The 22,883-nt window shown below is 63.1% G+C and carries 20 protein-coding genes; 4 read left to right on the top strand and 16 right to left on the bottom strand.

What is annotated here, in order from left to right:
• Window positions 1-177 precede the first annotated feature (177 nt).
• The 5 genes from EPN80_RS16455 to EPN80_RS16435 all read right to left on the bottom strand — a co-directional run bounded on the left by EPN80_RS16455 (window position 178) and on the right by EPN80_RS16435 (window position 6,089).
• Window positions 178-1,485, bottom strand: a complete 1,308-nt coding sequence (locus tag EPN80_RS16455) for an Nramp family divalent metal transporter (RefSeq protein ID WP_293029663.1) — start codon at window positions 1,483-1,485, stop codon at window positions 178-180.
• 146 nt (window positions 1,486-1,631) lie between these two features.
• Window positions 1,632-2,864 carry an FAD-dependent oxidoreductase gene (locus EPN80_RS16450; protein ID WP_293029660.1) on the bottom strand — a complete coding sequence of 411 codons (1,233 nt, stop codon included), beginning with the start codon at window positions 2,862-2,864 and terminating at the stop codon, window positions 1,632-1,634.
• A gap of 10 nt (window positions 2,865-2,874) precedes the next feature.
• Complete coding sequence (locus EPN80_RS16445) at window positions 2,875-3,240, bottom strand: RidA family protein (RefSeq protein WP_293029657.1); 366 nt, start codon at window positions 3,238-3,240, stop codon at window positions 2,875-2,877.
• A 21-nt stretch (window positions 3,241-3,261) separates the two neighbouring features.
• Window positions 3,262-4,791 (bottom strand): amidase, encoded by a 1,530-nt coding sequence (locus EPN80_RS16440; protein WP_293029782.1) that lies wholly within the window; start codon window positions 4,789-4,791, stop codon window positions 3,262-3,264.
• 11 nt (window positions 4,792-4,802) lie between these two features.
• Window positions 4,803-6,089, bottom strand: coding sequence for an MFS transporter (locus tag EPN80_RS16435; protein ID WP_293029655.1), 1,287 nt, complete (start codon window positions 6,087-6,089; stop codon window positions 4,803-4,805).
• Window positions 6,090-6,194: 105 nt separating this feature from the next.
• On the opposite strand from EPN80_RS16435, the gene EPN80_RS16430 reads away from it, so the two are divergent.
• On the top strand, window positions 6,195-6,842 hold the full coding sequence (locus EPN80_RS16430; RefSeq protein WP_293029779.1) for an XRE family transcriptional regulator: 648 nt from the start codon (window positions 6,195-6,197) through the stop codon (window positions 6,840-6,842).
• Window positions 6,843-6,927: 85 nt separating this feature from the next.
• Here EPN80_RS16430 and EPN80_RS16425 read toward each other — a convergent pair whose 3' ends face one another.
• The 3 genes from EPN80_RS16425 to EPN80_RS16415 all read right to left on the bottom strand — a co-directional run bounded on the left by EPN80_RS16425 (window position 6,928) and on the right by EPN80_RS16415 (window position 9,249).
• Window positions 6,928-7,650 (bottom strand): amino acid ABC transporter ATP-binding protein, encoded by a 723-nt coding sequence (locus EPN80_RS16425; RefSeq protein WP_293029652.1) that lies wholly within the window; start codon window positions 7,648-7,650, stop codon window positions 6,928-6,930.
• Complete coding sequence (locus EPN80_RS16420; protein WP_293029648.1) at window positions 7,637-8,305, bottom strand: amino acid ABC transporter permease; 669 nt, start codon at window positions 8,303-8,305, stop codon at window positions 7,637-7,639. Before EPN80_RS16420 ends, EPN80_RS16425 begins: the two co-directional genes overlap by 14 nt.
• Window positions 8,306-8,436: 131 nt before the next feature.
• Window positions 8,437-9,249 carry a transporter substrate-binding domain-containing protein gene (locus EPN80_RS16415; RefSeq protein ID WP_293029645.1) on the bottom strand — a complete coding sequence of 271 codons (813 nt, stop codon included), beginning with the start codon at window positions 9,247-9,249 and terminating at the stop codon, window positions 8,437-8,439.
• A 405-nt stretch (window positions 9,250-9,654) separates the two neighbouring features.
• Between EPN80_RS16415 and EPN80_RS16410 the strand changes: the two genes are divergently transcribed.
• Window positions 9,655-10,095: a DUF1810 domain-containing protein gene (locus EPN80_RS16410; protein WP_293029642.1), complete on the top strand. Its 441-nt coding sequence runs from the start codon at window positions 9,655-9,657 to the stop codon at window positions 10,093-10,095.
• 14 nt (window positions 10,096-10,109) lie between these two features.
• Here EPN80_RS16410 and EPN80_RS16405 read toward each other — a convergent pair whose 3' ends face one another.
• From EPN80_RS16405 to EPN80_RS16370, 8 genes are all read right to left on the bottom strand, one after another.
• On the bottom strand, window positions 10,110-10,928 hold the full coding sequence (locus tag EPN80_RS16405; protein WP_293029776.1) for an ABC transporter permease subunit: 819 nt from the start codon (window positions 10,926-10,928) through the stop codon (window positions 10,110-10,112).
• Window positions 10,928-11,839, bottom strand: coding sequence for an ABC transporter permease subunit (locus tag EPN80_RS16400; protein ID WP_293029639.1), 912 nt, complete (start codon window positions 11,837-11,839; stop codon window positions 10,928-10,930). The genes EPN80_RS16405 and EPN80_RS16400 overlap by 1 nt, the downstream gene beginning before the upstream one ends.
• Window positions 11,836-12,969, bottom strand: a complete 1,134-nt coding sequence (gene potA / locus EPN80_RS16395; RefSeq protein WP_293029636.1) for a polyamine ABC transporter ATP-binding protein — start codon at window positions 12,967-12,969, stop codon at window positions 11,836-11,838. Before potA ends, EPN80_RS16400 begins: the two co-directional genes overlap by 4 nt.
• A gap of 98 nt (window positions 12,970-13,067) precedes the next feature.
• A complete protein-coding gene (locus tag EPN80_RS16390; RefSeq protein ID WP_293029773.1) occupies window positions 13,068-14,162 on the bottom strand; it encodes a polyamine ABC transporter substrate-binding protein in 1,095 nt (364 codons plus the stop codon).
• A 291-nt stretch (window positions 14,163-14,453) separates the two neighbouring features.
• Entirely contained in the window at window positions 14,454-15,497 is a 1,044-nt protein-coding gene (locus tag EPN80_RS16385; protein ID WP_293029633.1) for a CorA family divalent cation transporter, read from the bottom strand.
• Between the two features lie 68 nt (window positions 15,498-15,565).
• Complete coding sequence (locus tag EPN80_RS16380; RefSeq protein ID WP_293029630.1) at window positions 15,566-15,775, bottom strand: ChaB family protein; 210 nt, start codon at window positions 15,773-15,775, stop codon at window positions 15,566-15,568.
• A gap of 118 nt (window positions 15,776-15,893) precedes the next feature.
• Window positions 15,894-17,225 (bottom strand): amidase, encoded by a 1,332-nt coding sequence (locus tag EPN80_RS16375; protein ID WP_293029627.1) that lies wholly within the window; start codon window positions 17,223-17,225, stop codon window positions 15,894-15,896.
• A 208-nt stretch (window positions 17,226-17,433) separates the two neighbouring features.
• On the bottom strand, window positions 17,434-19,503 hold the full coding sequence (locus tag EPN80_RS16370) for an EAL domain-containing protein (RefSeq protein WP_293029624.1): 2,070 nt from the start codon (window positions 19,501-19,503) through the stop codon (window positions 17,434-17,436).
• A gap of 746 nt (window positions 19,504-20,249) precedes the next feature.
• Here EPN80_RS16370 and EPN80_RS16365 point away from each other — a divergent pair.
• Window positions 20,250-21,563: an HlyD family efflux transporter periplasmic adaptor subunit gene (locus tag EPN80_RS16365; RefSeq protein WP_293029621.1), complete on the top strand. Its 1,314-nt coding sequence runs from the start codon at window positions 20,250-20,252 to the stop codon at window positions 21,561-21,563.
• A gap of 86 nt (window positions 21,564-21,649) precedes the next feature.
• The gene (locus EPN80_RS16360) at window positions 21,650-22,879 is read left to right on the top strand and encodes a hypothetical protein (protein ID WP_293029770.1); all 1,230 of its coding nucleotides are present in this window, start codon (window positions 21,650-21,652) and stop codon (window positions 22,877-22,879) included.
• Window positions 22,880-22,883: the final 4 nt, after the last annotated feature.

Below are 22,883 nucleotides of genomic sequence, written 5' to 3'. Positions count from 1 at the left end.
GCCCTCCTCAGGGCCCGCGTTTTGCCGCGCTCGGATACAGCATTGAAAATCTGAAGCAAATCAAGCCATTGCCCAGTTTGCAGATCAATTATCCACAACCTTACGAACAATTTCTGTGGACAAGTGCCGGTACGCCCCGGCGGCCGCGCCGTAGCGCAACGGTGGCCACGGCCCGCACTAGCGGGTGAAGCCGGGGATGGCGAGCCCAAACGTTTGCAGCAATAACACGGCATTGAGCGCGAGAATTACCGCGGCACCCGCGACTGCCGAGGCGGCGACAAGCCGGCTATTGACGAAACTGCCCATGATGTCGCGCCGGCAGGTGAAAATCGCCACCGCAATCATCGGTACCGGTAAGGCAAAGCTCAGCACGACCTGGCTATACACCAGCGCCTGCGTCGCACTCACGCCGCAGCCAACGACCACGAAAGCCGGCAGCATCGTGGCCGCCCGGCGCAACCACAGCGGCAGCCGCGTGCCGACGAAGCCCTGCATGATCATCTGCCCGGCCAGGGTGCCGACCACCGAACTCGAGACGCCGGAGGCCATCAGCGAGACCAGAAAGAGGACTGCGGCGCCCGCCCCGAGCATGGGTGTGAGCGCGCGGTAGGCGGTCTCGATTTCGGCGACCTCCGGATGGCCCGCGTGAAAAGCGCCGGATGCCATCACGATCATTGCCATGTTGATGAGTCCCGCCGCCGAAAGGGCAGTCACGACCTCGAGATTGGACAGTTTGACCAGCTTCCGGCGCGCGCCTTCGGTACGCGCCGGCGCACGGCCCTGCACCAGGCCGGAGTGCAGGAATATCGCATGCGGCATGACGGTCGCGCCGAGGATGCCGACGGCCACGGTCAGCGCGCCGGCATCGGACAGTTGCGGCACGATCGCGCCGCGCGCGGCAGCCGCCCACCCGACCGGTACGATCAGCAGCTCCATCAGGTAGGACAGCGCAATGGTCGCCACCAGCGCGCCGATGATCAGCTCGAGCGGCCGGAATCCGCGTTTCTCAGCCAACAGGATGCCGTAGGTGACGATGCCGGTGATGACCATGCCGAGCATCAGCGGCAAATGCAAAAGCAGCGACAAACCGATTGCACCGCCCAAAAACTCCGCCAGATCGGTCGCCATCGCCGCAATCTCGCTGATGCCCCACATGGCCAGCACCACGGGCCGGGCAAACTGCGCGCTCACCAGTTCGGCCAGATTACGCTGCGTGACGATGCCGAGCTTGGCCGAGAGTGCCTGGAACAGCATCGCAATGAGATTGGCCGCCACGACGACCCACAGCAGCGAGTAACCGTACCTGGCGCCGGCTTGCAGGTTGGTGGCGAAGTTGCCCGGATCCATATACGCGATGGAGGCCACCACGGCCGGGCCGACGAACAGCAGCCTGGCGCGCCACCCGACGCTGCGTGCGGCGAGCGCCTCGCCGATGGCCAGCGTGGTGCGTTCGCTCATCCCGAGTTGTGCCTGGGCGCTCGTCATTGCCAAAATCTCTCGTTCCAGTCGTCACGTATTTCTCACACGTGAATCATGGAACGGGCAGCGCGAAAAGAACAATTGAATGTCCTGATCGCGTCGATTGGCGAAATCATCCGCCGCCGGGGCCGGCGACCTGGGAGCCGCGCGACCTAAAAGCGATCGGCGCGAAATGGCCGGGGATCGACCAGTGGCGCCTCGCCGGTCATCATCTCGGCGAGCAGCCTGCCCGTGACCGCGCCCAGCGTGAGGCCATGATGCGCGTGACCGAAAGCGAACCACAAATTGCGGTGGCGCGGCGCCGGCCCGATGATCGGCATCATGTCGGGGGTGCAGGGTCGCCGGCCCATCCACGGTTCGGCGTCGATGCGCTGGTCCAGCGGAAACAGCGTGCGCGCCACCGGCTCGACTGCCGCCAGTTGCACCGGCGTTTTCGGCGCGTCACGATGCGCCAGCTCGACCCCAGTGGTCAGCCGGATGCCGCGCGCCATCGGTGCGAGCAAAAAGCCGCTCTCCACATCGAGCACCGGGTGATTGAGCCGAGCCCCCGCCTTGCCGGCATAGTGCATGTGGTAGCCGCGCTTGACGGCCAGCGGCAAACGGTAGCCCAGCCGCGTGGTGATGTCATTCGACCATGGTCCAAGCGCGACGACTGCCGAGCCGGCCTCGATTGGACCGGCCTCGGTCTGAACCGTCCAGGCATCCTGCAGTGTGGTGGCGTCGCCCTGCAAAACCCGCCCGCCCAGTCGCTCGAAATACCGCGCATACGCACTCACCAGCGCGTTCGGGTCGCTCACCGAGTCCGCTGCGGTGTAGTGCAGCCCGCCCAGCAGCGAGCGATCGAGGTCGGGCTCCATTTGCCGCAGACGCCCCGCGTCGAGTGCCTCGAACTCGACGCCGAACTCACGCCGCCATTTTTCGACCTGCCTCAGTTCTTCGTCCTGCTTGGCTGCCGAGCGGAAAATCTTGATCCAGCCGCTGCGGCGCAGCAGGCCGTCGGCGCCCGCGTCTTGCGCCAGCGCGCGATGCTCGCTCACGCAGTGCTCGATCAGCGTGGCGTAGGCCCGGGCAATCGCCGCGTGCCGGGCTGGCTGGGAATAGTGCCAATATCGGCACAGAAACGGAGCGATCTCGAGAATCGCATCGGCGTGGTAGCGCACATCGGGCGAGCGATTGCGCGCATAGCGCAACAGCGTGCCAAAGTCGCGGGGAAAGGCGTACGGATAGACGCCTTCTCGCTGAATCAGGCCCGCATTGCCGAACGAGGTTTCGTTACCCGGCGCCCTGCGATCGACCAGCGCGACCGCGCGACCGCGCTTTTGCAGATGCACGGCCACCGAGACACCGACGATGCCACCGCCGAGCACGACACTATCGAACTTCATCGGCGCCCCGTTATGTTGCAATGCGAGCGAGCGCCGTCACAGCCACTTCCACATCGCAGCCCGGCTTCATCAGCAGCGCTTGCACGCACGCTCGCGTGGGCGCCTGGCCGGCCGGCACCCACGCCTCCCAGACCGCATTGAAGTCCGCGAAATGCTTGGGGTCCGACAACCAGATGTTGGCACTGACGAGCCGCGTTTTGTCGACGCCGGCCAAGGCCAGCAAGGCGTCGATGCGTACGAGCACCTCGTTGGTTTGCTCGGTCACCGAACGGCCGGCCACTTCGGGAACCTGTCCCGCCAGATGCACGAAGCCGTTGGCAATGACCACCTGGCTCATGCGTGCGTTGGTTTGAATACGGATGATTTCGCTTGTCACGAGATTCCTCGATAAAGGGGTTTAGAGTGCCGCCTTGCCCAGGCCCGGATCGGTCGCGCCGGCGTCGAAGATCGGCGGTGCTGTAACGATCGATTTGAGCGCCGGTGTCGGCTGCATCAGTTTGGTCAGGTCGGGGCGGGGGCGACGCAACGCTGCCGAGGCGTCGAAAACCTGCTCCATCGCGTGGGCAACACCCAGTGTCTTGCGGTCGCCGCGGAACGGGCCGACAACCTGCAGGCTGAACGGCATGCCCGATTGATCGACACCGCAGGGAATGGTGATGGCCGGATGCGTCGTGAGCGTGACGATATAGGTCAGCGCCAGCCAGCGGTAGTAGTTTTCCTGGGCACGCCCGTTGATCTGCGCGGCATACAATTCGCGCCATGGAAACGGCGAGACCGGCGTGGTTGGTGAAATGATCACGTCGTAATCGGCGAATACCGACTGGAAGCGCTGGAATATTCTCGTCTGCTCGGCTTGCGCCCAGGCGCTGTCGGCCAGCGTCATCGCCGCGCCCATCTCATAATTGGCCCGCGTGTTCGGCCCGAGCGCGCCAGGGTCGCGCGCATACGCATCGCGCAGCCCCGCGACGAAACTCTCCGCGCGCAGCACATCGAAGCAGCGATGCACGTCGCCCAGTTCGAAGCGAACTTCATCGCACGCGCGAAACATCGGCTTGATCGCCGCCATGCGCTCGCGGAACAATGCGCCGATACGCTCATCGACATCGCAGTTGTCGAAATCCACCGTCCAGCCCACGCGCAGGGTGCCCAAATCGACCGGCGCCGGCGGCGCGAAATTCAGCGGATCGATCTCATAACTCAGCGGATCGCCGGCCGAGATGCCGGCCGTGGCGGCCAGTTGCAGGATCGTATCGGCCACCGTGCGACCCATCGGCCCGACTACCGAGATCGGCGTCCAACCCAGCAGCCGGCGCGAATTCGGCACGAGCCCAGGCGACGGACGAAAGCCCACCACGCCGCATTTGGAGGCCGGGATACGCAGCGATCCGCCAGTGTCCGACCCGGTGCACACCGGCAGCATATCGCACGCGAGTGCGGCGGCCGAGCCGCCCGACGATCCACCGGCGTTCAGTTCCGGGTCGAACGGATTGCCGGTCGCGCCCCACACCGGGTTGCGCGTGTTGGCGCCCGCGCCCAGCTCCGGCACATTGGTCTTGGCCACCAGCACGGCGCCGGCCGAGCGCAGGCGCTCGACCAGCACCACGTCGCGTTGCGGCACATGCCCGCGCGCGGACGGCGAACCGTAGGTAGTCAGCAAGCCGGCCGTGTCCTCCAGATCCTTGACGCCCAGCGGCAGTCCGTGCAGCAGGCCCAGCGGTTCGCCCGCCAGCACCGCCCGCTCGGCGGCCCGGGCAGCCTCGCGCGCCTGAGGGTAGCAAGTCGCGGTGATGGCATTGATGGCCGGATTGATAGCTTCGATGCGCTCGATGCAGGCCTCCAGCAGTTCGACCGGCGAAATCTCCCTGGTGCCGATCAGCCGGCGCAGTTCAACGGCCGAGAAGGCCACGAGTTGGTTATTGTGTTTCATCATGCTCCTTGTCAGGCAATTGACTGGCCGGTGCGGTCCTTGAGCCAGATCATCGGCAACAGCGAGACTGCGCAGGCGGCGGCAACATACCAGGCCGGCGAAAGCGGATCGCCGGTGCGCGCCACCAGCCAGCTGGCGACAAGCGGTGAGAAGCCGCCGAAAAACGATGCGCTGACGACGTAACTGAGCGCGATGCCGGTAGCCCGCACATGCTTCGGAAACTGCTCCGGAATCATGACGAGCACAGGCACGATTTGCGCCGAGACAAACACCGCGAGCACGCCGGAGACCACGCATAACATCGACAGCGTGGGACGCGCCGCGAGCAGCGCAAAGGCCGGATAAATCCCCAGCAGCATAATAACGCGCGAGACGACCAGCACACGCTTGCGACTGAAGCAATCGGCCAGCCGCCCGGCCACAGGAGCCGATATGAACAGTATAAGCGCGGTGACCACCCCCGAGACGACACCCGCTGTAGGGCTGATATGCAGGGTGCGCACGGCGAAACTGGGCAGAAAAAACGCCGAAATGTACACCGACACCGAGCCCCCCAATTCGGCAAGCGTGCACAGCACGGTCAATTTCCAATGCGTGGTCAACGCCGCCTTCAATGCGCCGACCGGCCGTGTGGCGTCGGTCTGGCGCACACTCAGCGTTTCTTCCAGCCGGCGCCGAACCAACATGCCGGCGGGCGCAGCGAGCACCCCAATCACGAACGGCAAACGCCAGCCCCAAGCCAGCACCTGCGCCTTGTCGAGCGAGGCATGCACCAGAGTGGCCACCAGCGCGCCCAGCGCCAGACCCAGCGCCGACGCGGCGAAATTCCAGCTGGCAAAGAAAGCGCGGCTGTTGTCGTCGGCATATTCGACCAGCAGCGTGGTGCCCGGGCCAAACTCGCCGCCCGCGGCAAAGCCCTGAATAATGCGAGCGCTCAGCACGATGAACGGCGCGGCTATGCCGATCGCCGCGTAAGGTGGCGCGCAGGCGATCATCGCGCAACTGAGCGCCATCAGCATGATGGTGAGCACCATGGCTTTCTTGCGGCCGACGCGATCCGCGTAAGCGCCGATCACGATACCGCCGAGCGGCCGCACGACGAACCCCACGCCGAACACCGCGATCGACAGCAGGAACTGATTTACTGGCGAGGCCGCCGGGAAAAACAGTTGCCCAATCTGGATCGCAAAAAAGCTATAGATCGTGAAGTCGTAAAACTCGAGTGCAGCGCCGATCGTGGTCGCGGCAATGACATTCGCCCTCGACAGACCGGCCTTTTCCAATGCAAGCGTTGACACGATATGGCCCTCCAGGCGGTGATAGCGAAATCGACCTGGGTTATCATATATGAGAAAAATAAAATTCTCGTATACGATAAAACCCTAACCGGCGTGGGAATACTTATGGCAAAACCGGTCGCCACGGCGACGGACTCCTCGAGCCCGGGCGCCCCCTTGGTCCTCGATCACAAGACCGTGGGCGCGCGCATCCGGCAAGCACGCAAGACGCGCGGCTTGACGCTGGCGGCTTTGTCCGAACTTTCGGGGATTGCGGTATCCACCATCTCGAAAGCCGAACGCGGCGATATTGCGTTGACGTACGATAAATTCGCTGCGCTTGCTCACGCCCTGGCGCTGGAATTCGACCAGCTCTTCGGGCGCACGCGCGACGCTGCCACCGGCCCGTTGGCGCCCTCGTTCACCGCGGCCGGCGACGAAGTGATTTACGAGACACCGACCTATCGGTACGGGATGCTTGCCAACGACCTGACCGGCAAACGCATGGTGCCGATGCGCGGTCATATCCGCGCGCGGTCGATGGACGAGTTTCCCGATTACATCCGGCACGCGGGCGAGGAGTTCGTGTACGTGCTAAGCGGGACGCTCGAACTTCGCTTCGAGAACGGTCGAGCCTACCACCTGAAGACCGGTGACAGCCTTTATTTCGACAGCGCCGTGGGCCATGTCTATCTATCGACGGGCAAGCGGGACGCGGAGTTGCTGGTATGTTGCATCGACGCGCAGGCCATGCATCGAGATGGCGTTATCTGAGCCTGGCCGTTCATCGGAATACCCGCTCGTAAACGCATGACGGCCCAGGTGCGCACCCGGGCCGTCGGAGGTTGCGGCAATCGCCTTACAGAATCTTCGCGAGAAAATTCTTTGTGCGTTCGGCCTGCGGATTCGAGAAAATTTCCTGCGGCTTGCCTTCCTCGACGATGTAACCGCCATCCATGAAAATGACGCGATGCCCCACTTCGCGGGCAAAACCCATTTCATGAGTAACGACGACCATCGTCATGCCCTCGACCGCCAGATTCTTCATGACCTGCAGCACTTCGCCGACCATTTCGGGGTCAAGCGCGGAGGTCGGCTCGTCGAACAGCATCACGTCTGGCTGCATGGCCAGCGCCCGGGCGATCGCCACGCGCTGCTGCTGCCCGCCGGAGAGCTGGTCGGGATAACTGGTTTCCTTGCCCGACAGGCCAACCTTGGCCAGCAATTCGCGCGCGATCCTGTTGCTGTCTTCCACCGACATCTTCTTGACCTTGCGCGGGCCGATCGTGATGTTTTCCAGGATCGTCAGGTGCTTGAACAGGTTGAACTGCTGGAACACCATGCCCACGTGCTGACGCAGCTTGTGGATGTTGGTCTTCGGGTCGGTCAGTTTCATGCCGGCGATTTCGATTTCGCCGCTGGTGACTTCCTCCAGACCGTTCAGGCAACGCAAAAATGTGCTCTTGCCGCTGCCCGACGGGCCGATGACGACCACCACCTCCTGCGCTTCCACATGATTGTTGATGCCTTTGAGGATCTCATGGTGGCCGAAGGATTTATGGAGATTCTTAACGTTTATCAACTTGAAGCCTCCTCTCCATATAAGACGCGCACTTCGATACAGAGAAGATGATGACGAAGTACAGGGTAGCGATCAGGCCCCAGATCTTGAACGAGGCGAAGGTCGACGCAATCACGATTTCGCCCTTATAGACGAGTTCGATGATGCCGACCGGCGCCAGCAGGGAGGTGTCCTTGATCGTTTGCGCGGCCTGATTGACCAGCGGCGGAATCATGCGCTTGAAGGCCTGCGGCAGCACGATGTAGCGCATCGTTTGAAAGCCGGTCATGCCAATGCTCGAGGCCGCTTCCTTCTGGCCGCGGTCGACGCCCAGAATGCCGGCACGAATGATTTCCGTGACGTAGGCGCCCTCGTTCAGGCTGAGCGTGAAGGCCGCCGCCAGAATCGGATAAGTCAGTTGCCCGAACCATTCGTTGACCGGCAGGATCGCCGGCAGGCCGAGCACGATAAAGAAAAGCTGCACCAGCAGCGGCGTGGAACGAAAGATCTCGACATACGCCGAGGAGATCCAGTTCAGCACGCCAAAGCGGGACAACCGCATCAGCGCCGCGACCAGACCAATGATCACCATCAGGATGATGGCCACCAGAGAGTACTGAATCGTCAGGCGCAAGCCGTCGAGGATGACGGGCAGGTTTTGCCAGATTACATTCATAAGCCTTGGCCTATATCGCTTGCAATGACTTGATTTGTTGCCATGGATTGTCCGGGCCGCCGTAAATAAAACGCGCAGTGCAACCTCCGCACCGCGCGCTTGTCATGCCGACCCGGCAAATGAATGAAAGCTTAGTCGCTCACTGCCACGGCAGCCGGCTTCTCGACGCCGTTGACCGCGCCGCTCACATCGCCGCCGAAATACTTCACGAACAGCTGGTGATATTCGCCGCTCTTCTTGATCTTGGCCAGGCCGTCATTGATCTTCTTGACCAGCGTCGGATCCTTCTTGCTGATCGCGATACCGTAGTATTCGCCGGTCAGCAGCGGGCCCACGACCTTCACGTTCGGATGCGCGGTCTTGAAATTCACGTTCACCGGATTATCGAACACCACGGCATCGGCGCCGCCGGTTTCGAGTGCCTGGTAGGCCGTGTCGATGTCCTGGAATTGCTTGATGTAATTCGGATCGATGCCGTGGCTGGTCATGTAGTCAACCGACGAGGTCGCCTTCTTGGTGGCAACCACGTGGCCCTTCAGATCAGCGAAATCCTTGATTTTCGAATCCTTCATGACCAGCACCGACAAGCCCGACTTGTAGTAGGCATCGCTGAAATCGACGCTCTGCATGCGGCTCTTCTTGATCGTGATGCCAGCCACTGCGGCGTCGACCGAACCGGCCTGCAGGCTGGGGATGATCCCGTTGAACGGCATCGTCTTGATCTCGACGGTCATGCCTTCGGCCTTGGCGATGGCTTCGATCATGTCGATGTCGAAACCCGTCACCTTGCCATTCACTTCGGTTTCAAACGGCGGGAAGGTGGTGTCCGCGCCCACGACGATGGAGTTTTTGCCGGCAGCCGAGGCGGTCGTGGCGCAAACGGAAAAAGCCAGTCCGGCGATCAGCGGAGCAGCAAGTGCTGTAAAAAGTGATTTGTTTTTCAAGGAAATTCTCCTTTTTGAGGAATTATTTCAACCCGGAACAATACTGATGAATATTATTCTTATTGGGCCCCTTTTTTAGTATGAGAGCGACGGAGTTCGGAAGTCAAGATGAAATCCGGCCGCAACTCGCCCCCGCTCACACAAAAAGATGCGGCATTCTAAGAGGATGCCGGCCCGACGTCCAGTGGCAAAACGTGATAAATCTGCAATGCGGTGTGCAACAAGCGGTTGCGGCGCAAGACGCCTGGCGGAAAAATTTTCTGGCCGTTGCCCGCCATGAATAATGGTCAGAGCGCCGAGAATTGAAGTTGCATCCCGATCCGACATCCGACATGGACACCGACATTCGCTCCCCCCTGTGCCTGACCAAACGAGCCGACGCGGCACGCCCGCAAGGAGCACGACATGGAAGACCCTTATGATCTGCAGCGTTTTGTCGAGGCACAAGACCCGGTCTATGCGCGGGTGTGCGACGAATTGCGGGCCGGCCGCAAGCGCAGCCACTGGATGTGGTTCGTGTTCCCGCAGATGCAGGGGCTCGGGCAAAGTCCGATGGCCCAGCGCTATGCGATCGGATCGCTTGCCGAGGCCCATGCCTATCTCGAGCACCCGGTGCTCGGCGAGCGCTTGCGCGCGTGCACGCAACTCGTCAACAGTATCGAAGGGCGCCCTGTCACACAAATTTTCGGCGCACCGGACGACCTGAAATTTCACTCATCGATGACACTGTTCTCATGCGCCGCTGCCGATGGCGAGCCGTTTCGCACCGCCTTGCGGAAGTACTTCGACGGCGCGCCCGATACCCAAACGCTGGCTCGCCTGCCACAGGCAACACGCCTCCCGTGAGCCCTGCCCTGGCCTTACGCCGCCAGTGCCACCCGACGGCGTTCGGCCGCCTGCATGAAGTGATTGGCAACGACCACGCCGATCGTCACCACGGTGATGAAGAGCGTCGCGAGTGCGTTCATTTCGGGGTTGAGCCCGAGACGCACGCGCGAGAACACCACCAGCGGCAGCGTGGTCGACCCTGGTCCGGAAAGAAAGGCGGAGGTCACGACATCGTCGACCGATAGCGTGAACGACAGCAGCCACCCCGAGATCAGCGCCTGCGAGATGATCGGCAGCGTGATGCTGAAGAACACCCGCAGCGGCGTCGCGCCCAGATCGAGGCCGGCCTCCTCCAGCGCCGGATCGAGATCGCGCAGGCGCGACTGCACGATGATCGCCACATACGAGACGCACAGCATCACGTGACCGATCCAGATCGTGAACATGCCGCGCTGCGAAGGCCAGCCGAGCAGCTTGCCCATCTCGACGAACAGCAGCAGCAGCGAAATGCCCTGAATCACTTCCGGGATCACCAGCGGCGCGCTGATCAGTCCATTGAAGAGCGTCACGCCGCGAAAGCGTCCCATGCGGGCCAGCACGAAGCCGGCCCAGGTGCCGATGAGCACCGACGCGAAGGCCGTCATCAGCGCGATTTTCAGTGATAGCCACGCCGCGTTGATCAACTCGGTGTCGTGCCACATGGCGGCATACCACTTGAGCGAAAAGCCGCTCCATACCGTCACCAGCTCCGAGGCATTGAACGAATAGACCACCAGGCTGAGAATCGGGATGTAGAGAAACAAAAAGCCGACGCCAAGCGAGAGCCACTGCAGGGTGCGATTGGGCTTGATCATCGGCGCTGCTCCATTTGCTGCATCTGGAAATACTGGAACAGCATCATCGGCACCAGCAACAAAAGCACCATTGCGCACGTCACTGCCGATGCCATCGGCCAGTCGGAGTTGCTGAAGAACTCGTCCCACATCACACGGCCGATCATCAGCGTATTCGCGCCACCCAGCAATTCAGGAATGACATACTCGCCAACCGCCGGGATAAACACCAGCAGGCAGCCAGCAATGATGCCGTTCTTCGACAGCGGCAGGGTCACGTGGACGAAGGTTTTCCAGGGGCGCGCCCCCAGGTCGTAGGCCGCCTCGAGCAGCGTGAAATCCATCTTGACCAGGTGCGCGTAGAGCGGCATCACCAGGAACGGCAAATACGAATAGACCATGCCGATATAGACCGCGGTATTGGTGTGATACAGCGCGATCGGCTGATGGATCAGGCCGATCGACATCAGCGCATTATTGAGCAGCCCGTTGTTCTTCAGAATGCCGATCCACGCATACACGCGAATCAGGAACGAGGTCCAGAAAGGCAGCATCACACCCATCATCAACAGGTTGCGCGTGGCCGGATTCGAGCGGGCGATGTAGTACGCCATCGGATAGCCCAGCAGCAGGCACAACAGGGTCGAGATGCCGGCGATCTTCAGCGAGCTCAGGTACGCCTCGAAGTACAGGCTGTCGGCGAACAGCTCCGCGTAGTGGGTGAAGTAGATCGCGATATGCGCGACACCGTCCTTGAGCGTCACCAGATCGGTATACGGCGGAATCCCCAGACGCAAATCCGCGAAGCTGATCTTGACCACCAGCACGAACGGCACGAAAAAAAACAGCAGCAGCCACAGAAACGGGCCGCCGATCACGACAGAGCGGCCCGTCAACCAGCCGCGCTTGGTCAATGGTTGATTTTTCATTGCGTCAGCACCACACCCGACTGAGAGTTCCAGCTGATCGCCACGCGCTCGCCGACCTCCGGCGCGCCCATATCGGCCAGCGCCAGGCTCGAGACATTGGCAACGATGGTCTTGCCCGAGTCGATCACGACGTGGTACAGCGAATAGCTGCCCATATAGACGACGTGCGTGACGGCGCCCTCGGCCCAGTTGTGCGCAGCGTCGGGCCGGGCGCGGCGCAGCACCACCTTCTCCGGCCGGATCGAGACGGCGACCTGCGCCCCCGCCGGGCTGCCGATGCCGTGATTCACATAGAGCGGCACCCCCAGTTCGGCGCTCTCGATCAGCACGTGATCGGGGGCTGACTCGGCTACCGTGCCTTCGAACAGATTGGTCGAGCCGATGAACTCCGCGGCAAAGCGGGTGCTTGGATACTCGTAGACATCGAGCGGCGAGCCGGTTTGCACGATCAGGCCGTCGCTCATCACGCCGATGCGGTCGGCCATCGTCATCGCTTCCTCCTGATCGTGCGTGACCATGATGCACGTCACGTCGACCTGATCAAGAATATTCACAAGCTCGACCTGGGTGCGCTGGCGAATCTGCTTGTCCAGCGCCGACATCGGTTCGTCGAGCAGCAGCAGCTTGGGGCGCTTGACCAGGCTGCGCGCCAGCGCCACGCGCTGCTGCTGGCCGCCCGAGAGCTGGTTCGGCCGGCGTTTGGCGAAGCGCGTCATCTGCACCAATTCGAGCACCGCCGCGACGCGCTCGCGGATTTCCACCTTGTCGCATCCTTCCTGCCTGAGACCGAACGCCACGTTGTTCTCCACCGTCATGTGCGGAAACAGCGCATACGACTGGAACATCATGTTCACCGGCCGGCGATAGGGCGGCATGCGCGCCATGTCCTCGCCATCGATCAGAATCTGCCCTTCGGTCAGGCTCTCGAAGCCGGCAAGCATGCGCAACAGCGTCGACTTGCCGCAACCCGAGCTGCCCAGCAGGGCGAACAGCTCCCCTTTCCTGACCGATAAATCGACGTGCCGCACCGCCACTGTCTCGCCAAACTTCTTCACGACCCCGACCATCTGGACGAAATGGCTGGCACGTTCGGCCTGCGACTCACGCGGCATGGATGCCGGTTCATTCATTATCGACTCCACCCTCTTCAACTCGAAAAAAGCCCCCGGCACGCCGGAGGCTGTCTTGAAACACGCGTCAAACACGTCGCCGCGCCGCGCGGCGCGCATCAATACCCCGTTTTAAACTCGGTCCACAGGCGAGTCTCGAGGTGCTGGATATTGATCGGCAAGGGTTTCAGCAAGAACAACGTCTTCAGCACGGCGGGCGGCGGATAGACGGCCGGATCGTTCGCCACGTCTTTCCTGACATACTTTCGCGCCTCGAGATTGGCGCTCGGGTAGTACACCGCGTTGGTGATCGCAGCATGAACCTGCGGCGTCTCGATGTAGTTGATCCACTTCAGCGCGGCCTCCTTGTGCGGCGCATCCTTGGGGATCGCCATCACGTCGAACCATACCGGCGCGCCACCCTTGGGGATGTAGTACTCGATCTTGTACGGCTTCTTGGCTTCCTGCGCGCGATGCTTGGCAATCACCACGTCGCCCGACCAGCCGAACGCAAAGCAGACGTCGCCGCCGACCAGATCGTTGATGTAACCCGACGAATTGAACTGGGTGATGTACGGGCGGATCTTCTTGAGCACGCCCAGCGCCGCGCGGTAGTCCGCCGGATTGGTGCTGTTCGGGTCGCGCCCCATGTAATGCAGCGTCGCGGCAAACATCTGGTCGGGCGCATCAAGCACCGATACGCCGCAGCTCTTGAGCTTGGAGATATATTCCGGCTTGAACAGGATGTCCCAGTTATCCAGCGGCACGTTCTTGCCGAGGATCTGCTGCACCTTGGTCACGTTGTAGCCCAGCCCGGTAGTGCCATAGGCCCACGGCACCACATACTTGTTGCCCGGGTCGGCGCCGGCCACCAGCGCCATCAATTGCGGATCGAGGTATTTCAGGTTGGGCAGTTGCGACTTGTCCAGCGGCATGAAGATGCCCGCGGCGATCTGCTTGCCGGCGTAGTTGCTGGTCGGCACGACGATGTCGTAACCGGAATTGCCGGTCAGCAGCTTGGCCTGCAGGGTGTCGTCGCTATCGTAATTGTCATAGCGCACCTTGATGCCGGTTTCCTTCTCGAAATTCGGTATCGTGTCCTTGGCAATATAGTCGGACCAGTTGTAGACATTGAGCGTCGTGTCGTTGGCCGCGGCCGATAACGCTGGCAGCGCTGGCAGCGTGCAGGCAATCGCCATCGCGATGCTCAGCATGACCTTGTTTTTCATCCCGTTCTCCGCTTTTTTAAAAATCGTTGGATCCCCGCTGGCCGGCCCATGGGCGTCACATTTGCCCGGACCCGGACGCTGAAAAAACCCGAGATTACTACCAAATTTGCGCAATTCAACAAAAAAATGCGCTGCGGCGGCGAACCGAACAGAAAACCGGTCCGCCCCGCAGCGCGGCGGGCTCTATTATTGTGGAAAACGCTTGGAAATTGAAGCCACGCGCGCGTTGGCGTCAACGATCGGCCCTGCCCCCCGCAAAGTCGGTCCGGCGGGCCGTCAATCGTGCCGGCGCCAAAACACGAACCAGCTGGCCAAGCCGGTCAGGCAGCCGGAAATCGCCACGACAATCCAGAAGCCGTAAGGGTTTACGCGCAACGGCAGGCCGCCGATGTTCATGCCGAGCAGTCCGGCGATCAGATTGATCGGCAGGGCGATGACCGTCACCGCAGTCAGGATCAGCACACTGCGGTTGGTGTGTTCGGCGACGCGATCGGCAATTTCCTCCTCGAGCAACTGAATGCGCTCCTGCAGCCCTGCCATATCGCGCAGCGTCAGCGAAAACGCCTCGGCCGTCTGACGCAAGTCTTGCGCGTCGTCCTCCCGCACCCAGCGTGGCGGGCGATTCACCAGACGAAACAGCGCCGCCGGTTCTGGCGCCAGCAACCGACGCAGCCGCACCAGATCGCGGCGGATCCCCCCAAGACTGGCGCGCTTGGGCAACTGACCGCCCAGCAAGCGGGCTTCCACCTCGTCGGCGGTGTGCGAGCCGCCACGCACAATCGCGCGCAACACGTCGGCTTGCTCCTGCAGCAGGCGGATCAGCAACGCCAGCGGGCTGTGAAAAATTTCTCCCGCCTCGACATCCAGCCGAACTTGCTGCACCGAGCGCAACGGTTGATTACGCACGCTCAACAGGTAGTGGGGCCCGGCGCTGAGCCACAGCGTCGCGACCACGAGCGGCTTTTTCTGTGTAAAGTCGTAATCGACGTCGTTGACCACCGCGATCATGGTTTTCTGCACGGACTCGACGCGCGTCGAGCGCGAGGCCTCGCGCAGCGTATCTCCAAACGCCTCGGGCAGCGTCACGTGCTGCACCGGCCAGCCGTCCAGCACGCTCGGGATATCGTGAAATTGCAGCCAGAGGAATTCCTCGCGCCCGGGCGCCTCGCGCTCGAGCCACGCAATGGCCGCCGCCGCGTCGATCTTGCTGCCCACGCCGGCCGCCGAAAACAGATAACCGTGATCCAGCGGATACTGATCGCTGCCATGACCCGCCGGCGCCCCTGCCTCGGGCGCGCTCGACGCCAACTCGCTGTCCATCCCCGGCTCCCGTGCGCCTGTCTTGCCGGCAATCGTTCGTCCCGAAGCGTGCGGCACGCCCACGTGACTCAAGCCCGCCTTACCCAAACATCGCCATCCCTGACGTAGCCACGCTTGACGGCCGCCCAGGCAATCCGATGCGCGATCTCCTCTCGATCCGCGTCGCCGGCATGCGCCGCGTAGGCGTGGTTGAACGCGGCGAGATAGATCTCCTGCGCGTGCGGCGGTAAATGTCCGCGCACCGACAGCGGCAAGTCTGCAATGGAACCGTACGGCATCATCCCTCCCGCATCTGCCGCTGACCAACTGACGAATGACTGGACAGATTCAGTCTAGAAGCTCCGGCAGCGAACAGGCTTGACCTTGATCAAGCAAGCAAATCGGTGCCGCGCCGGGTCATTGCGCGAGCCCGGCCTCCAGCGCGCCGGCCACCTGCAGCACGCGCGCGTCCTGCCCTTGCAGGCCGCACACGCTCAAGCCGATACCCTGCGCCAACGGCAGGGACACTGCGCAGCCGTCGAGAAAATTGATCACGCTCGAATTGCGCAGCACCAACCCATTGATCGCAAAGAAGTCTTCGTCGCGCACCAGGCTGTCGAGCCTCGGGGGCCGTGTCGCAACGCTGGGCATTAGCCAGGCATCGGCCTCGCGCAGGCGCCGCGCGGCGCTGGCCCGCATGGCGCGGCGCTCGGCCAGCAACTCGATGTAATCGGCCGCGCTTTGCTGGGCGCCGCGCCGAATGCGCACCGCCACGCGCGGGTCATAACGTTCGCCCTGCTCGGCCAGCAGCGCACGATGCCAGGTCCACGACTCGGCCGCGCTGAAACCGCCTCCGGCATTGATCTGCGGCAAACGCAGCAGCTCGGGAAAGTCAAAGGGAATCACCTGCGCGCCATGCCGCGACAGGCGCCCCAGCGCCGCATCGAACGCCGCGGCGACTGCCGGGTCGAGCCCGTCGCCGACGAAGTCGCGTGTCACATAGAGCCGCAATCCGCTGAGCGTGGCCGCACGCGTATCGAGCGTCTGGCCGCTGAGCACGGCATCGAATGCCGCACAGCAGGCCACCGAGCGGGCCAGCGGACCCGCCGAGTCGAGCGTGGTCGACAGCGGCACTCCCCCATCCATGGGGACGCGGCACGCAGTCGGCTTGAAGCCGGTCAGGCCGCAAAAGGCCGACGGAATGCGGATCGACCCGCCGGTGTCGGTGCCAAGCGCGGCAACCGCCATGCCGGCAGCCACGCTCAGCGCGCCGCCCGAGGTCGAACCACCGGTGACGCAGTCCGGATCGAATGGGTTGCGGGGCGTTCCGTAGTGGGGATTCAGACCCAGGCCCGAGTACGCGAATTCACTCATGTTGGTGCGCCCGACGAGCACCGCGCCGGCCGCGCGCAGGCGCGCCACCACCGGCGCATCGGCCTGGGCCGGCGAGCGAGTGTCAAGCACCCGGGAGCCGGCCCGAGTGCGTTGCCCGCGCACATCGAAAAGGTCTTTGATCGACACGGGCAGTCCCGCCAACGGCGATGCCACGAATCCCGCAGCGCGGGCTTGATCGGCAGCGCGCGCGGCCGCCAGCGCGCCGTCGGCGTCGACTTCAATAAAGGCGGCACCGCCAGCCTTGACGTGAGCGTCGATTCGCGCGAGCGCCTGCTCGGTGAGTGCGACGCTGGTGGTGCGGCCAGCGGCCAACGCGTCGGCCAGATCGGCAATGGTCGGGGCAAGCGCGCTCATGCGAGCCTCGCCCGGCACTCGCCGCGCAGCGCGCGGCACGCATGACAAAGCGGTCCGCCCGCGGCAAAAGCTTGAAAACGCAAAGTCGGCATCGGCAGGTCCTCACGTAAAAGGCCATAGTGTAAGCCGGCCCGCCGCGGCGCTGGCCTGATTGCGCGCACGCGACCGGGCAGCGCGCCGCCAGCCGCACCCACTGACGGCAACCAGGCTACACCGGCACCGCCCGCTGCTGCAGCAAATCGCCGAATGCGCCGGCGCTCAGGGGCTCGCCCAGCAGAAAGCCCTGCATCTCGTCGCACATCAGGTTCTTGAGCTTGGCCAGTTGCGAAGCAGTCTCGACGCCCTCGGCGACGACGTCCATATCGAGCGAATGCGCCATGGCGATAATGGCAGACACGATGGCACCGCCCTCCAGACCCTGTTCGTCCAGCCCGTTGGTAAAGAATCGGTCGATCTTCAACTGCTTGACGCGAAACCGCTGCAGATAGGCCAGGCTGGAATAGCCGGTGCCGAAGTCGTCGATCGCAATTTCGAAACCGTGATCCTGGAATTCCCGGATCATTTCGATAGTGCGCGGCGCGTCCTGCATGGCCACCGTCTCGGTGATCTCGAACATCACGCGCTCGCAGGCGACACGCTCGCCGCGCATGATCCCGACGATGGTACTCACGAGTTCGGGTTGCACCAACTGGCGCGGCGACAAATTGATCGCCACCTTCACCGGCGACAGGCCGCTGCGCTCCCAGTCACGAATTTGCCGGCACGTCTCGCGCACGACCCAATAGCCGATCTGCACGATCTGGCCAGAGCGCTCGGCGACCGGGATGAACTCGAGCGGCGGCGGCGAGCCGAACTCGGGATGCGTGAGCCGCAGCAGCGCCTCCGCCCCGGCCAGCTTACCCGAGTCGCCGCGGAATTTTGGCTGAAAATTCAGTGAAAAATAGCCTTGTTCGAGCGCGTCGAAAAGCGCATTTTGAATCTGCAGCGTACGCACCGCCGCATCGTTCATGCCGGCCTCGAAAAAGCGGTAGGTGCCGCGGCCGCTGCGCTTGGCCTCGTACATCGCCGCGTCGGCATTCTGGAGCAATACCTCGGCACTATCACCGTCCTGCGGGAACAGCGCGATGCCGATGCTGGGGGTCACCTGCAGCGGCTGGCCGTCGGCCCAGCCGCCCCGGCGCATGCGCTCGAGCAGATTTTGCGCCGTTGCCTCGACTTCGGCCGTCGACGTGGCGTTCTCGAGCAGCACGACGAATTCGTCGCCACCGAGGCGCGCGACCAAGTCGCTGCCATGCACGCACTTGAGCAAACGCCGCGCGAACGCCTTGAGCACCTCGTCCCCGACCGCATGGCCAAGCGAGTCATTGATCGTCTTGAAGCCATCGAGATCCATGAACAACACAGCGACGATACTGTTGTCGCGCCGGGCTGACTGAATCGCATATTCGAGGCGTTCGGTCAGCGTCCGCCGGTTGGGCAGATCGGTCAACATATCGAAAGTCGCCATGCGCACGATCTGGCCGTTGAGCAACGACACCGAGCCGATCAAAAAGGTAGTGCGCGCATCGAACCGCGTCAGCATCAGTGTGACAATCAGGATCGCGAAGGTAAACAGCGTGATAGTGGTCGCCAGCCACTGCGAATTGACGCCGCTGGCCGCACCGCAGATCGAACCCAGCGGGAATTCCGCCGCAGCCATGCCGGTGTAGTGCATGCCGGTGATCGCAAGCCCCATCACCAGCGCCGCGGCCACACGTTTTTTCAGCACGTGCCCATGCCCGGTCTCGCTCAGCACTTGGGCGAGCCATAACGCCGCGCTCGACGCTCCGATGGCGATCGCGATCGAGGCGAGAACCAGGGCAGGCTCATAGCGAATGCCGGGTGACATGCGCATGGCCGCCATGCCCACGTAATGCATGCCGGCGATGCCGAGCCCCATCAGCACGCCGCCAGCCAGCAAACGCGGGGGACTCAGCTTGGCGCGCGTGATGATGAACAGCGCAAACCACGACACCAGCACCGCAATGCCCAGCGATGCACTGGTGATCGCCAGATCGTAGCCAAGCGGAATCGGCAGCGAAAACGCCAGCATGCCGACAAAGTGCATCGACCAGATGCCCACGCCCATGGCCACCCCGCCGCCGGCAAGCCAGACATGCCGGGCGCGCGAGGGCGCCAGCAGTGAAATTCGCCCGGCCAGGTCAAGCGCGGTATAGGACGCGAGTGTCGCCACACCCAGTGACAGCGCCACTAGCCAAAAGTTGTAGGTGGTGAGCATATGCGTTGAGGAGCCGGCAACCCGAGGGCGAGAAAAGCGATAGACGTCTGTTTGACGGCACCCCCGATCAATTCTTTAGCCCTGCCGGATTGTTTTTTTTGCGTATTTCACCGCAATTCGCCGGCACCGTTTCTGTCGGCGCGAAGCGGTCGACTTTGCCGGTCGATTTTTCCGGTCGATTCAATCGCATCAGTGGCACTGCGAACACAGCTACATCGCAACGATCTCCGGAAAAATTCGTTGTTTGTTACAAAACGTAAAACCAGCGGCGCGTCAGCACTCCAAATACGGCGATTGATCGATTAATTTTGTCGATATTTTGTAATTCTAACAATGCATGACATCCAAACAATAATGGACCGAAGCGCGTTAATTTCATCATCAATCAAAATAATGATTAGTAAATCTAAATATATTTACACATCTTTACAGCATCACAAAATTCTTTTGATTAGTCTTACATCGCCGACTGGAACCGCGCAGTACCTCGGCAAACGTTATCCCGTGATCTCACGGCCATTCATTGCCGCAGTCGAGCCAAGCACCGAACCCACCGGCCAGGCCTCGACCCAGGCACCCGTCATCGCGTCCACGCGCCATGCGCAGGAGTGGCGCCACGCAAACCACCCGGTGCGCCGTTGCAACGATGACGCAGCAATCGACGAATCGCAGCGCCTGAGCCGACACGCCGGGCGCGGATCCGATATTTACGCGACGCTCGGCCAGAACGTGGCAAAGAGGAAACTATGCCTAACGAATTGGAAAAGGTAAGCCGCCTGCAGGCCCAGGACATGTTGCTGGCCAGACAGTCGAATCCACTGGAAGTACCGGCCGTCAACCGCTGGCGCGTCTTGCCACGCGTCGCCGGCTATGGTGTGGCGCTCCTGATTGTCTGGATGCTGCTCTCGATGATGCTGCCCACGGTGTTCTCCCACAGTTCCGAGCGCGCGGTGGTCGACGCGCCCGTCAGCCTGGTCACCACACCGGCCGAGGGCATCGTCACCGCGCAGCAGGTCAAGGTCGGCGCCGCGTTCCATGCGGGCGATACCCTGATGACGGTGCAAAATCCAAATGTCGATCGCTCGCTGCTGGTCGACCTGACCGGCAAGCAGCTCGATAACCAGCAGCAATTCGACGCCGCCAAGGCCAAGCTCACTGCCGACCAGACCCTGCTGGCAACAACCAATGACGAAATAACCCGATACCAGGCCGCGTTGCAGCGCACGCATGCGACCAACGTGCAGGTGCTGGCATCGCGACTGGCAATGGCCAAGGCGCAGGTCGATCATCAGGAAACCATCGTCAATCGCAATCAGGCGCTGCAATGGGCTGGCGCGGTCAGCCAGGCCTACACCGACTCCTCGCGCAGCCAACTGGCGGTGCTCCAGAGCAACGAACAGCAAGCGCAGGCCGAGCTGCAAAACGCGCAGAGCGAAAGCTCGGCGATTCGCCACAGGATTTTCAACGGCGCCTCGGACGGCACCGTTCAGACGCTGATGCAGCGGCGCGACGGCCTCAAGGCCGAGATTGCCCAGCTCGATGCCCAGTTGTCCCAGTATCAGAGCGCGGGCGATCAGATCAACGGCCTGATCGCCAAAGAACAGGACCGACTCGAGCGCCTGACCAACATGCCGATCAAAGCCTTCGACAACGGCGTGGTCGAGCAGGTGCTGGCCCCGCCGGGTACGCGCGTGGCAGCCGGCGCGACCCTGATTCGCGCCACCAACTGTGCCGACGCGCGCGTGGTCGCGGTGTTTCCGCGCAGCTTTAGCGACGCGCTGCTGCCTGGCTCGCCGTTGACCGTGCACGTGGACGGCGTGGCCGGCCCGCTCAAGGCGACGGTGGCGCAAATCCTGCCCAGCGCGCCAGCCGGCGAACAGGCGCGCTACCTGGTGCCGTTTCCGCCGGTGGAGAAAAATGAAATCTACCTGATCGCCAAACTCGACAGGCCGCTGCACCTTGGCACCAGCGGCGCGCCGCAGAGCACCTGCGCGATGGGCCGCTGGGCTGAAGTCAACGCAGGCAGGTCGTGGTGGAATCACTTGAGCACCCTGCTGTGAGGTCGGCCGCCCTGCGAGCCTTCACCACGCTCCTGGCGCTGGCTACCGCGCTCGCCTGCCAGCCCGTGCTTGCCGCTTCGCCGTCGCTGCCGACGGCGGCCCCATCGGCCATTCCATCGGCTGCGCGGGCGCAGTTGCTGGCCGAAGGTTGCCGCACGCTCACGGACGAAGTCGCTGCCGTGCCGGGCGACGGTCCGTTGTTTCTGCAAAGCTACCGGGCCGCGCCCGGCCAGACGCCGCTGGCGCCCGCCCTGCGCCACGCGGCCTTCGTCTACGACAACGCGCTGGCCGGCATCGCGCTGCTCGCGTGCGGACACGTGAGCGATGCACGCCGCATCGCCGATGCGCTGGTCGACGCCGGCGAGCACGACCGCTACTACCATGACGGCCGCTTGCGCAACGCGTATCGGGCCGGGCCGCTCGGGCCGGGCCCAGCGGCACTGCCGGGCTGGTGGGACGACAAAAGCCGCCGCTGGTTCGAAGACGGTTACCAAACCGGCACGGCGACCGGCAACGTCGCCTGGGCCGCACTGATGCTGCTGGCGGTCTACCACGCCAGCCATGACCGGCACTACCTCGACACCGCGGCGAAATTCATGAGCTGGGTCGACGCCTCCGTCTACGACGCCACCGCGCCGGCCGGCTACAGCGGCGGCTATTTCGGCGAAGAGCCCACGCCGTTGAAGCAAACCTGGAAATCGACCGAACACAACGTCGACGCCTACGCGGCATTTCACTGGCTGGCCCGCCTCACCGGGCAGGCACGCTGGCGCACCGCGGCAGACCGTGCCCGCGGCTTTGTCGCCGCGATGTGGCAAGCCCCGTCAGGGCGCTTCGTGATCGGCACGCAAAACGACGGGCATACGCTGAACACCGGCCCCTCCGCGCTCGATGCGACGTTGTGGCCGCTGATCGCCATTGGCGACGCGCCACCCGAATGGGAGCGCGCGCTCGCATGGGCCAACAGGCATCACCGCATCGACGGCGGTTACGGCTTCAAGGCCGACCCCGACGGCCTTTGGACCGAGGGCACCGGGCAGGCCGCCCTGGTGCTGCAACTCACCGGCCACGCTGCGCAGGCCGCGCCGCTGTGGCCGATCCTGCTGGCGCAGCGCTCGCCAACCGGGCTGCTGTTCGCGACGCCCGCGCAGCGCATCAGCACCGGCCTGTCGATCGGGCCGGCCTCGAAAACCAGCGATTTCTACTATTTCCACCTGCCGCACCTGGGCGCAACCGCCTGGGCGGTGCTCGCGGCCGCGCGCTGGAATCCATTCGTGCCGCAAAGCGCCCACCCCGCCGTCGCAACCTCGCCATGAAGGA

This window comes from Pandoraea sp., from assembly GCF_004297875.1.
GTDB lineage: Bacteria > Pseudomonadota > Gammaproteobacteria > Burkholderiales > Burkholderiaceae > Pandoraea.
The sequence above is the reverse complement of the archived record's forward strand: the minus strand, read 5'-3'. Positions and strand labels throughout refer to the sequence as shown.